General features: G+C 38.5%; 16 protein-coding genes. 2 read left to right on the forward strand and 14 right to left on the reverse strand.

Annotation, left to right across the window (positions count from 1 at the left end; genetic code table 11):
* Positions 1-166 precede the first annotated feature (166 nt).
* On the reverse strand, positions 167-676 hold the full coding sequence (locus tag T529_RS0110720; protein ID WP_033163608.1) for a helix-turn-helix domain-containing protein: 510 nt from the start codon (positions 674-676) through the stop codon (positions 167-169).
* Between the two features lie 732 nt (positions 677-1,408).
* On the opposite strand from T529_RS0110720, the gene T529_RS13825 reads away from it, so the two are divergent.
* A complete protein-coding gene (locus tag T529_RS13825) occupies positions 1,409-1,537 on the forward strand; it encodes an HNH endonuclease (RefSeq protein WP_081823131.1) in 129 nt (42 codons plus the stop codon).
* Positions 1,538-1,568: 31 nt separating this feature from the next.
* Here the strand turns inward: T529_RS13825 and T529_RS0110725 are convergent, their stop codons facing one another.
* The 13 genes from T529_RS0110725 to T529_RS0110775 all read right to left on the reverse strand — a co-directional run bounded on the left by T529_RS0110725 (position 1,569) and on the right by T529_RS0110775 (position 10,083).
* Positions 1,569-1,904: a type II toxin-antitoxin system RelE/ParE family toxin gene (locus tag T529_RS0110725; RefSeq protein WP_033163609.1), complete on the reverse strand. Its 336-nt coding sequence runs from the start codon at positions 1,902-1,904 to the stop codon at positions 1,569-1,571.
* Complete coding sequence (locus T529_RS0110730) at positions 1,905-2,201, reverse strand: type II toxin-antitoxin system RelB/DinJ family antitoxin (protein ID WP_033163610.1); 297 nt, start codon at positions 2,199-2,201, stop codon at positions 1,905-1,907.
* A 423-nt stretch (positions 2,202-2,624) separates the two neighbouring features.
* Positions 2,625-2,804: a hypothetical protein gene (locus T529_RS13195; RefSeq protein ID WP_156032249.1), complete on the reverse strand. Its 180-nt coding sequence runs from the start codon at positions 2,802-2,804 to the stop codon at positions 2,625-2,627.
* A 45-nt stretch (positions 2,805-2,849) separates the two neighbouring features.
* Positions 2,850-2,987 (reverse strand): integrase core domain-containing protein, encoded by a 138-nt coding sequence (locus tag T529_RS13830; RefSeq protein WP_156032250.1) that lies wholly within the window; start codon positions 2,985-2,987, stop codon positions 2,850-2,852.
* Between the two features lie 36 nt (positions 2,988-3,023).
* Entirely contained in the window at positions 3,024-3,332 is a 309-nt protein-coding gene (locus tag T529_RS13835) for a DDE-type integrase/transposase/recombinase (protein ID WP_156032251.1), read from the reverse strand.
* Between the two features lie 289 nt (positions 3,333-3,621).
* Positions 3,622-3,933 carry a hypothetical protein gene (locus T529_RS0110740; RefSeq protein WP_033163611.1) on the reverse strand — a complete coding sequence of 104 codons (312 nt, stop codon included), beginning with the start codon at positions 3,931-3,933 and terminating at the stop codon, positions 3,622-3,624.
* A gap of 173 nt (positions 3,934-4,106) precedes the next feature.
* Positions 4,107-4,853, reverse strand: a complete 747-nt coding sequence (locus T529_RS0110745; RefSeq protein WP_033163612.1) for a phospholipase D-like domain-containing protein — start codon at positions 4,851-4,853, stop codon at positions 4,107-4,109.
* A 31-nt stretch (positions 4,854-4,884) separates the two neighbouring features.
* Complete coding sequence (locus tag T529_RS0110750; protein ID WP_033163613.1) at positions 4,885-6,015, reverse strand: GTPase; 1,131 nt, start codon at positions 6,013-6,015, stop codon at positions 4,885-4,887.
* On the reverse strand, positions 6,005-6,226 hold the full coding sequence (locus T529_RS0110755) for a hypothetical protein (protein ID WP_033163614.1): 222 nt from the start codon (positions 6,224-6,226) through the stop codon (positions 6,005-6,007). Before T529_RS0110755 ends, T529_RS0110750 begins: the two co-directional genes overlap by 11 nt.
* A 321-nt stretch (positions 6,227-6,547) precedes the next feature.
* Positions 6,548-7,681, reverse strand: a complete 1,134-nt coding sequence (gene rlmD, locus T529_RS0110760) for a 23S rRNA (uracil(1939)-C(5))-methyltransferase RlmD (protein WP_033163615.1) — start codon at positions 7,679-7,681, stop codon at positions 6,548-6,550.
* Position 7,682: 1 nt separating this feature from the next.
* Complete coding sequence (pepD, locus tag T529_RS0110765; protein ID WP_033163616.1) at positions 7,683-9,107, reverse strand: beta-Ala-His dipeptidase; 1,425 nt, start codon at positions 9,105-9,107, stop codon at positions 7,683-7,685.
* Positions 9,107-9,799: a pseudouridine synthase gene (locus tag T529_RS0110770; RefSeq protein WP_033163617.1), complete on the reverse strand. Its 693-nt coding sequence runs from the start codon at positions 9,797-9,799 to the stop codon at positions 9,107-9,109. Before T529_RS0110770 ends, pepD begins: the two co-directional genes overlap by 1 nt.
* Positions 9,799-10,083, reverse strand: coding sequence for a hypothetical protein (locus tag T529_RS0110775; protein WP_033163618.1), 285 nt, complete (start codon positions 10,081-10,083; stop codon positions 9,799-9,801). The genes T529_RS0110770 and T529_RS0110775 overlap by 1 nt, the downstream gene beginning before the upstream one ends.
* A gap of 93 nt (positions 10,084-10,176) precedes the next feature.
* Here T529_RS0110775 and T529_RS0110780 point away from each other — a divergent pair, with 93 nt between their 5' ends.
* The gene (locus tag T529_RS0110780; RefSeq protein ID WP_033163619.1) at positions 10,177-10,941 is read left to right on the forward strand and encodes a MurR/RpiR family transcriptional regulator; all 765 of its coding nucleotides are present in this window, start codon (positions 10,177-10,179) and stop codon (positions 10,939-10,941) included.
* Positions 10,942-11,025: the final 84 nt, after the last annotated feature.

Consider the following 11,025-nt stretch of genomic DNA (forward strand, 5'->3'; position numbering starts at 1 on the left):
TGAATAACAGGCCACGTAAATGCATAAAATATAAAACACCTAAAGAAGAATTACTGGGTAACTCATCGTAGGTGTTGCACTTAATTTGACAAATCATCAATAGAAATAGTAATAAATACATAAAACCCTTCTAGCCATGATAGCCAGGAGGGTTATTTGCTGAGTATTATCTTTTCCTATATGTCAGAATAATTCCAATAACGGATGCTAGAAATACAATCGGTGCTATTCTAACAAATAGAAATTCAAAGGCATGTATGATTGTTCCAGCAACTGCGAGTTCAGGATCATTATAATTCCAGTTTAAATACGAACCATTTATATTAATAAGGATAATAAATATAGCAACAATGAATAAACATAATGAAATAAGCAGCCAGCGTATAGTTTTAATCCTTGCCATGCTTCTTTTCGCTAGCTGAAGATTAATGACTTCTAATTTCTCTGATATTGTTTTGATATCATCAGGATCAGGTTTTGTTGCTGTCTCTGAAAGCAGTTCATTGACCGATACATCTAATGCGTCAGCTAAAGAGATAAGCATCACTGAATCCGGGACTGATAGTCCGTTCTCCCATTTGGATAATGTTTGTCTGACTACATGCAGTTTAATCGCAAGTTCTTCTTGTGATAACCCTTTTGCCTTTCTTAAGTTCTTTATATTTTCATTCAACATACTAATTACCTCCTGTTTTCAACCACATTTTATAATTAAAACTGCCGTTGCTACAAGCAACATAAATTAACAGGCATCCAACCATACCAAGAACAAGGGAATTATGCATGATATCTTTATACTCTTGCATGTGAATAAGTAGTGATATATGCCAAATCATGTTATTCAATAATTAATTTTATATTTATGATTTATAGAATAACTATTGTTCTATAGGCTTTTGCATAAACAGATTTTGGATATCCTGAAATCTTTCATAATTCACAAAAGTCGCTTATTCTAGCGGGTTTAGTTCGTCTTATTTTTCTTTGACATCAATACTACGCTTTCAACATAGCATGAGACAAGCACCTGAATATCTGGTTCCCGGGTACATTTCCGTTCGTTCACGGTAACTGCTCAAAGCCAAAAATCGGCGCTTTTACAGTTGCTCTCCGTTTGCAGGAACTGGTCCACGTGTTTTTCTACTTATAATACGGCGGTTAGGTAGAGAAGTCATCGTCTCGACCTTCTCTCCTCTGCTTAATCAGTTTATGATCAAGGCCTCAACCCAGTATGCCGTTAACCTGATCGGTCAGTGATCAAGTTATTTTCGTCTGTATTTTGGTTCCGGCTGTTCGAATTCCCAGTCTGATTTGCCGAGGACGTGATAGTACTCCTGTTACCGAGAGCAAATCAGTTCTTCTATCGGCAGCCAGTAAAATATCTCATCCATTTTCCCAGAAGCAGACAATGCCACATCCTGCCCATCTGGCCATTTCAGTTTCTCTCGCCGAGGGAGGATCAAATGACGAGTCCAACCTCATGAGTCTTTGTCGTTCGTGTAACAAGAAGATACACCGTGAACGTGGAAACAGATAAAAGCAGCCCTCGAATGGAGAGCTGCCTTTAGTCAGTCATAGAGATTCATTTTGTTTAAGGTCTTGAGCTGAACACGCTTTGCGTAAATCACATTCAGGACATAGACCCTTCCGGATACTTCATCCAGGCGATAGTAGATGTAGAAGTTCTTCGCGCTGATCTTACGCACGCCTCTGGAGTGCCACGGTTCACGTTCCTCCAGCGCAATGCTGTCTGCCATGTAAGAATGCTTCTCCATCTCTTTGCGGATGACACGGATGTAATTTAAGGCAACATCAGGTACCAGCAGAGTCTCAGCTATGTAATTTTTTATCTCATAAAGGTCTGCTTCCGCATCCGGTGTGACGATGATTTCATAGGAGTTCAATTATTTAAGATTCCTTTCCAGATCATCGAACACATCCCCGAGCGGTCTTCCTTCACCTGCAGCCGATTGGGCATAGCTGTGCTGAAGTTTTGCGTCAAGCTCCGCATCCGACATCGCATCCAATGTTCTTGGCTCTGACGGAACAGTCAGTGAGAACGGAATGCCATGATGATAAATGATCTGGCGGTACAGAGAATTAATGACAACAGAGACAGGAATTCCAAGCTTCTGCAAGATGTCTTCTGCTTCATTTTTTACATCGTTTTCAACACGAGCGCTTACTGTTGAATCTTTCATATAATTGCACCTCCTGCTTCATATATTGTAATTCACCGTCTTGCTGATTGCAATACGAATTATATGGACTGTTTGTGAATTTATACATTGGTAGGGGCAGTCAAAATCTCTACGACCCTTTCCCCCGGAAAACGGTGCGGGGTCTTCTGTGCGAAAAAAGCGAAATCAAACGGGTAATAACACAGTCCTTATATCTATTACGTAAATGATAAACCATCAGCATCCTGTTGTGCCTGGCTGTCCTTTGCAATAATGCATGCCGACACGATGAACCCGGACGGTATCCAGGCACAGCTCGACGAGCTGCAGAAGGAACTCATCCGAAAGACCAACATCAAGCAGGACTACAATGCCATCGCCGATGAAATCTTGGTACTATGTCAAGTTTTAGAACAACTTAAATGTCCGTTTTTTTGTCACCGTCTATGCAACAACCTCAACTATTTCATTGCTTGCCATTATGTTATTCATTTCCTTCTCATAATATTCTTCCTCGTATTCATCTGGCGACTGATATTCACAATGGGAATGGATTCTCACCGTATTGTAGAAGCCTTCTATATAGCTGAATATGATTGACTTCGCTTCTAATAATGGCAACATTAATTTCTCCAAAATGGGTAAAAATAAATCACCCGAATTGGTCATTTATATATTACCATTATTAGCTTCATAATAGTTCATGATCTTATGGAGTCTTATGCACTCCCTCTTGAGAAGTGAATGCCATGATTCTATGCACGCATTGTCCCATGGCCTTCCCTTCTTTGAATAGCTCCTGTCCATTCCTTCTGTGGCCTTTCTGTATGCCTCTGACGTTTACTAAACACCACGGTCGCTATGGATCACGACAGGATGGTCTATGCCTCTTCGTCTCTTTGCCATCTCTATGCACTCAAGGACAGCATTCGCATCCATGGTTCTGGTAACGCACCATCCTACGATCTTGCGACTGTAGAGGTCCATGACGCTTTTAAGGTAGACAAAGCCATCGTCATAGGTCCAGATGTAGGTGATGTCGGTGCACCGGAAGGCATCAGGCTTTTCGGGATTGAAATGCCTATAGAGGATGTTTTTCAGCTCTCTGGAGAAGTTTCTTGATACCGTGGTGTTTTTCTGTCTCTGATATATTTAGGCTTTATGCCTAGCTTTTTCATGATGCCAAGAACATATTTTTTGTGACACCTTGTCTTATCCGCTCCTGTTGATCAGTGCGGCTATTTTAGGTGATCCATAGAGGTGCTCGCTTTCATTGAATATCTTCACGACACTATCTGTGATGTTCATTCTTCTCTCTTCGGTTTTCGTCATCTCATGATTCATGTAGTAATAGTAGTCAGACCTGCTAATACCAAGTATTGCTAGCACACTGGCAGCCGAGAAGCTGCTTGGCTTTCTGCTTTTTGCGTCAGTGACAGCTTCATAGATGTTCTGATTGGCTATTTTCCCAGTATGCCAATAGTTTTTTTTGGACCTCGACTGCATCCTTGTAATCCCTTATCTCCTTCTTGAGATGGGCAATCTCCTTGGCCTCGTCGCTTTCATAGTTTCCAGACCCGCGTACCACGACCTCTCCCCGTGTCTCTGCATCCCTGTACCATTTTCCCACGGAAGTTGAATGCACGCCAAATTTCTTTCCGATGCTTACAAACGTTTCATCCGGATGCTCCCTCTTGTAGTTCACTACGCCTTCTCTGAATTCCTTGTCATATGCTGCTTTCTTATCTTCCATAGAACAACTCCTCTCCTGATCTAACCAAGACAAGCACTATACCTGACACGATATTATAGCACTCTGGTTATTGCAAAACAGCTATTTCACTTGTTCTACTTTTATACTAGCATCATCCCCTAGACGCACAAAACCCTCTCGACCATGATGGCCGGGAGGGCATTTTTTGTGAATCAGGATTCCCACACGGTTCTATTTTTTAGTTTCATAAACTCATCGGCAAAGGCTTCTGCAGTCGCATGATTCTTATCTATACTAATATGTTCTTTATTATAGTTTGCAGCTTTCGTCCAATTAAACGTTCCATGTATCGAAGTATACAAATCAATAACACAGAATTTTTCATGCATTATATTTTGATAATAAGATTGAACCGTTATCCAGTGCACAGGAAAATCATCCTCTAATTTGAACTCTGCGTTACGATTTCTTTCACAATTATCTAATGCAATTTCTATTACTAGCCCCTGTCTCTTTTTCTTAAGTAACTCTTGATATAAAACTGGGTCTGTAAACCATGCAACTGAAACCCAAATAATATATTTAGCAGCCCTTATCTCTTCAATAATCTGATTTCTAATATTTTCAAAAACAATTTCTTGACTAACATCTTCGATATCAGGCATTGAGCCGGGTTTTATTTCAACATCCCACAACTCATAATCATCATTAGGCGGATAAATATCGTATAGCAATTTTTCAAGATACTCAAAGTGTTTCTTCAACTCAAGCATTTTATCCGGAACGATACATATGTGAATATACTCTTGGCAATGATTCCAAAGATGCCTCGTAAACGCATTTGTTTTTTCAAATCTCAATGAAGATATTTTCAACAAATCAAGAAGAGCATCTTTTTCAGGATATTCTCCTGCACGAACCGAATCAATGAGTAGCTTTCTATATTCTGTTTCTGTCAATTAAATGCCCACCTTTCTTTGTAAACAATCATTACTTTGCTTTTAGGTTGCTCTTAAACAATTGAGACATGGTTTCCTTACCTTTTTTCGTACCAATGTCGTCAATACTCATGTCTCCTTTAAATACAAGCTCCATTACACCTATGTAAGCTTCTCCTAAAGCCGCAGTAATAACGCCTGCTGTGCCCGCAGCAATTGCTCCACCAGCTACAGCTCCTATTCCGGGAATGAACTTCAATATATTGGTTACAACAGTTTTTCCTAATACGGTCGCTCCGCCAGCACCAATGGTTGAAGACAATAATGCAGTAATGATGCTCTTATTTACATCAAATCCGAATATTACCGTAATTGAAGCAATCATTCCTATTTGTGTAGGTATCATCAAGGCACAGTCAGCGAACGGGATAGGCGCTGCTCCTTCACCTACCGCTGCAAGCGCTGCTGTTGCTACCGCTGCCTGTGCTCGTCGCTTTTTTTCTTCTAAACTCACAATCTGTAAATTTTGAAGTGTATCCATCAATTCTTCCGGTAAAGCTTCTCCCATTACTTTAATCAGAACGTCCAAGCCATAAGCCTTTGCCGTACCCAAATCCTCGATCTCATAATCTTCTGCTAAGACAGGAATAACCTGAATAATATCTAGATTTTCATTCAAAAGCATCTGCCTAAGTTCTTGTGCCTTCTTCTTGGAGAACGCTTGCGTCAAGACGACGATAATTGGAACCTGCATTATTTGATTATCCATTGAAAGCTCTTTAAGCCACTCTATCTCTTCTGGCTCTACTCTGTTTGAAGCCGTGTTAATGCAATACCAAATGCAGTGAATAGCCTTATTAATGTCTTGCGCAGCTAATCCCTTACTGATGGTTTCAGTAACTTCTCTTTTCACTTCGGTCTGTACTTCTTTGCCAAGTTCAAAACCTCTCGTGTCATAGATTGCAAGAGGTACACCCCTCTTTGTAATTTTTCTCATATGCTGGGTTACCGGTTTGCCCATTCCGGTCTCAACAAGCTTTTCTCTAAACACAGAATTAATCAAAGTACTCTTACCAACACCAGTTTTTCCAGCAACAATTATATTCAGTGTGTTGAGATTTTTGATTTTTTCTGCGATTGCATTTATCGCATCTTGCGCAACCTTATCAGCATCAATCGCCACTTTCCTCATCCTCCTTTTCTTTTGATGGAACTATTTCTGGTCCCATATTGTCAAAATCAATCTCTTCTTTTTTCAAAGAAAACTTGTATGCTTTATTAGCATACTTATCGAGCAAGGGCGGAATCACAATAAAACCAACTGCAGTCAGCACTATTCCACCAGCAATTATCAGAGTTTTTTTGCCTTTGCCCTTATTCTTTTCTTCTACCATACAAACCTCCTCCTTTATAGTACATGTTTATTTTGCGAATTTCTCACGACATCTATTTCACAGTCACAACCCGCTGTTATCTAATCCGGGGTCTCGAAACTACCACTTTTAGGTTGGGAGTGTAATATTGTTGTCGGCTATTTTTTTAATCAGTTTTATCTTCCAAAAGGTGCTCTCGTTTTTAACATCTAATCCTAGGTTACAAGCTGACACACATTTTGCAGTGAATATGTTTCCATATAAGAAAACCGAGCTTTTTCAGAAGTGTAACATCAAATCCAAACCTCCGAAAAAGCCCGGAAATACGCCACTTTCTGGCCTTTATTTATCTTTCCTTGACATCAATACTACCGTCTCCACATGTTTTGTAAATGGAAACATGTCAAAAGAAAAGACTTCCTTAAAAGTATAACCATATTTCTTAAAAAGCTTAAGATCTCTTACCTGTGTTTCTGGTCCACAGGAAATATAGAGAATTTCACTTGGCTGCATTTGACAAGCAGCTTGAATGAATGCCTTTGTACTGCCTGTTCGAGGAGGATCCATGATTATTTTATCAACATACATCTTCTCAAGACTGGCTTCTTTCATATACTCCGTTGCATCTGCATTGATGAAGGTGATATTTTGTAGATTATTGGCTTTTTTATTGATATTGGCATCCAATATAGCATCTTTGTTTTTCTCAACACCAATAACTCTTTCAACATCCTTTGCTGCAATCATGCCTATTGTACCAATACCACAATAGGTATCTAAGACAACATCATCTTTTTGAAGATGCATGAGAGATAATCCTTTGGCATAGAGCGCTTCACACTGATCATGATTGATCTGATAGAAAGACTTGCTGGAAATTTTGAATGTTAGACCACATAATTCATCCACAATAAATCCCTTACCATATAATACCTGTTCACGGTTACCTAAGACTACGACAGTATCGCGCTTATTTGTATTAAGAACGATTGTTTTAATTTGTGGATAGGCTTTTGTAAGTTCTTTCGCAAAATTCTTACTGCCTTTAAATCTTTCTGATGACGATACTATCGTAACCATATATTGTTCGGTATTTTTGGCATAACGAAGAACAACATGTCTGATTTCTCCTGTATGCCTTCTGATATCATAAATAGGCACATGATATCTTTTGAAAAGTTGGGCTATCTTTTTGATCATGCCATCTTCTATCTCATTATGCAATAAGCAATGTTCATAAGGAATGATCTTATGTGTCCCTTCCTGATAGAGTCCATAGCTATAGTCTTTATTGAAAGCAACGATGACTTTGTTGCGATAGCCATAAGGATCATCCATATGTTGAATTGGATGAATTTTTACTTTAAATTCCTGGAAGAGTTCTTTAATATATTGGTTTTTGTATTCTAGGGAGGCTTGATATCCCTGATTGATATAATCACAGCCTCCACACTTATTCGCAATATGACATTTCATGTTATAACGTTCCTAAAAAGTAAGATAAGAAGCGATAAGCATCTTTGAGAGAAGAGAGATTCATATGTTCATTTTCTGTGTGAATATCAAGGGCAGTAGCACCAAATGTGACAATATCCATGGTTGGATCATAGCCTTTAAAAATACCTGTTTCCAAGCCACCATGTGTCGCAATCTCACGCATATCAACATCAAACATATCATGGAAGGCTTTTTCAAAAGCATCTCTTAAAGGTGAATCAGGATCATAGCTCCAGCCTTCATGTTCCCCACCGGATGTCATTTCAAAATCTAATAATGCTGATAAAGAAGCCAATTGATTAGACATATAATCACGTTCACTCTTTAATGTTCCTCTTAATGACCAGAACAGTGTTAATTCATCATCTTCAATATAGACAACGCCAAGATTCAATGAATATTCAGGAAGATGATCAATCTTAGGCGAATAGGCTTGTACACTTCTTGGTGCCAAGAAAATCGCATTGACAACATTCCAAGTATCTTCCCGGCTATAGGCAAAATCCGAAATAGCATTTTCTACTTCTACAAAAATCTCTTCATCACTGAATTGATATTCTTCTTTAACTGATGTAAAAAAGTTAATGACTTCATCCGTGATATCTGTATCGGTGGCAATAAGACATGTTGCATAAACAGGAATGGCATTTGGCTTTTCACCACCTTTTATATCAACTAAATGATATTTAATACCTTTAGCCATGAGATGCTGTAAAATACGTCCCATTAAAACATTCGCATTTGCCCGTTCCTGATTAATAGCATCCCCACTATGACCACCTCTTAAGCCTTTGACAGTCAACTTGTAAACATCATGATGATTGGCTACGCGCCTGAGCGGCTTTGTCAAAATGACATCACGACCACCACATGAAGAAATTGTAGTCTCACCAAAAGTTTCACCATCCAGAGAAATCATACGAAGGGCCTTAAGCCATTGTGGATCAATGCCAGCTGCACCATAAAGTCCAGCTTCCTCCTGAACAGTAAAGACACATACTAAATCAGGATGCTTGACATTTTCATCATCCATCAAAGCAAGCATCAAGGCAACACCCATACCATCATCTGCCCCTAATGTTGTATGATTGGCATAAAGCCAGCCATTCTCGATATGCAATTCTAAAGGATCAGATGCAAAATTATGCTTACTTGAAGGAGCCTTAGCACAGACCATATCCATATGTGCCTGCAGCATTATTGGTTCCTTCTCTTCATAGCCTTGACTTGCTTTTTGATAGATAACAACATTATCCATCCCATCACGTTTATATTCTAAATGATGTTTCTTCGCAAATGCTTCGAGATAGTTTGCGAGTTCTTTTTCGTTATATGACCCATGTGGTATTTGTGTGAGTTGTTCAAAATAATGAAATACTGGTATATTCTCATCTAATACAGCCATTAGTAATCCTCCTTATTTTCTACAAGCCTATGAAGCTGATTAATTTCTTCTATTGTAAGTTCTCGATAGCTGCCCTCTTGTATATCAAGCCTAATACCTCCATAGCTTATCCGATGAAGTGTCTTAATACCATTATGACAGCTTAAAAACATCTTTCTTATTTCATGATACTTTCCTTCATGTAAGGTGATTTCTCCAGATTGACTTGAAGCAAGTCTTAGTTTCACTTTTTCCGTCTTGATATTTCCATCAATAATAATGCCTTCCTCAAAGCATTGTAAATCATTTGATGTTAGTGGTTTAAGACAGGTGAACTCATAAGTACGTTCAATATGATATTGAGGTAAGATCAGTCTTTTCGCAAGTCTCTTTTCATTCGTTAGAAGCATTAAGCCTGATGTATCACGATCAAGCCTGCCTACCATGGATAGATCTTTATAAGGTAATAGATCCATGATTGTTTTTTCATGTTCATCCTTATTGGCAGAAAGATAGCCTGTTGGTTTATGCAACATGATATATTTCAAGGGATGCATATCAAGAGCTTGTTCTTTATAATATAGCTGTCCTTCAACTTCCCTGTCTTCCTCTAATACCCTTCCATCTAATAGCACCAGTTTCTTCTTGATCAGCTTCTTGACCTGTTTCTTTGTGCCCATGCCATTCAATATCAGAATTTCACTTGCTTTCACTAATGTAAATTCCTCCTTCTCCAGCTATCATTGGAGCGACTATCACCATTATCCATGATTTCCACATAGACATAGTCTCCCCGCTTATAGTCAGGATTTTCTTTCAAAATATCTTCTAAAGCACTTAAACACTTATGTCCATCTAGACAAATAAGCTTATCATCTTGTAAAGATGCACGAATAGGCAAAGAAAAACCAATTCTCAGTATTGATGCCTTAAGTGATGCACTATATTCCGTTTTATTGTATCTGATCTGATTCAGATGAAATCTTCTAATTCTCATAAGCCCATTATAATTTCTTTTTCATAAAATTGAAAACATTTTCATTGCAATCTCATGATATGTTACAATAACATTATACGGAGAGTGATTGTTATGACAAATGTGAATCAGAACTTGTTGCTGAGTAGAATTCTGACATACTTGGATGGAACATTATTTAATGATTCCTATTATAAAATTGGTAATTTCATTGTCGCCCATTATCTTGAAATCGAGAACATGGATGAAGCAGCCTTTCTAGAACAGGGGCCTTTTAAACGACTAGAGTTACAGCAATTTATGGGTGCTTTCGGCTTTGATGACTATGAGGAATTTAAACTTAAGCTCTATAATGATTACCAGATACGCCTTAATCAAATACGTGTACGTCTGATTGATGTCAAGCCAATACAATTCTTAAGAAAGCTAGACATGACAGTAAGTGAAGATGAGATGGCTGCCATTGTCAGTGATATCTGTTCTGCCTTCTATCATGCCAAGAGAATCTTTATCTTTGGGGCGCTCTATCCTATTTCCCTAGCGATTGAACTTCAGACAGATATGATTACTTTTGGTAAACCATTCTATCAATTCCATCATTATAATCCTATTGAACTGAATGAAGATGATGTTGCGATTATTGTCAGTGGAACAGGACGTGCTTATAATCATATGAAGCAATATATGGTGGATCTCCATGTAGAGCGTGCAAAGTCATTGCTTCTGACCCAGAACAAGAAATTCTTAAACGAGCCATTAAGTGAAAAAGAACGTGTTCTTGTCTTACCTGGTAAATTTGATTCTGTTGATTTTAATTACCAGCTGATGGCTATCTATGATCTCATTCGTTTACAATATTTCCAGCAATATTACTTATAGCGGTAAAACCGCTATTTTTTTTGTAGTACAAGCAAAGCTTGTATCTAGTCTTTAGACAGTTGAGCGTACGTAGTACGCGAAACA

This window comes from Sharpea azabuensis DSM 18934, from assembly GCF_000702165.1.
Lineage (GTDB): Bacteria > Bacillota_I > Bacilli_A > Erysipelotrichales > Coprobacillaceae > Sharpea > Sharpea azabuensis.

What these genes read in the sequence shown, in the direction of transcription:
- T529_RS0110720 (WP_033163608.1), bottom strand. Translation starts at nt 676, where the DNA reads ATGTTGAATGAAAATATAAAGAACTTAAGAAAGGCAAAAGGGTTATCA.
- T529_RS13825 (WP_081823131.1), top strand. Translation starts at nt 1,409, where the DNA reads ATGCCACATCCTGCCCATCTGGCCATTTCAGTTTCTCTCGCCGAGGGA.
- T529_RS0110730 (WP_033163610.1), bottom strand. Translation starts at nt 2,201, where the DNA reads ATGAAAGATTCAACAGTAAGCGCTCGTGTTGAAAACGATGTAAAAAAT.
- T529_RS13195 (WP_156032249.1), bottom strand. Translation starts at nt 2,804, where the DNA reads ATGTTGCCATTATTAGAAGCGAAGTCAATCATATTCAGCTATATAGAA.
- T529_RS13830 (WP_156032250.1), bottom strand. Translation starts at nt 2,987, where the DNA reads ATGGACAGGAGCTATTCAAAGAAGGGAAGGCCATGGGACAATGCGTGC.
- T529_RS0110740 (WP_033163611.1), bottom strand. Translation starts at nt 3,933, where the DNA reads ATGGAAGATAAGAAAGCAGCATATGACAAGGAATTCAGAGAAGGCGTA.
- T529_RS0110755 (WP_033163614.1), bottom strand. Translation starts at nt 6,226, where the DNA reads ATGGTAGAAGAAAAGAATAAGGGCAAAGGCAAAAAAACTCTGATAATT.
- rlmD (WP_033163615.1), bottom strand. Translation starts at nt 7,681, where the DNA reads ATGAAATGTCATATTGCGAATAAGTGTGGAGGCTGTGATTATATCAAT.
- pepD (WP_033163616.1), bottom strand. Translation starts at nt 9,107, where the DNA reads ATGGCTGTATTAGATGAGAATATACCAGTATTTCATTATTTTGAACAA.
- T529_RS0110775 (WP_033163618.1), bottom strand. Translation starts at nt 10,083, where the DNA reads ATGAGAATTAGAAGATTTCATCTGAATCAGATCAGATACAATAAAACG.
- T529_RS0110780 (WP_033163619.1), top strand. Translation starts at nt 10,177, where the DNA reads ATGACAAATGTGAATCAGAACTTGTTGCTGAGTAGAATTCTGACATAC.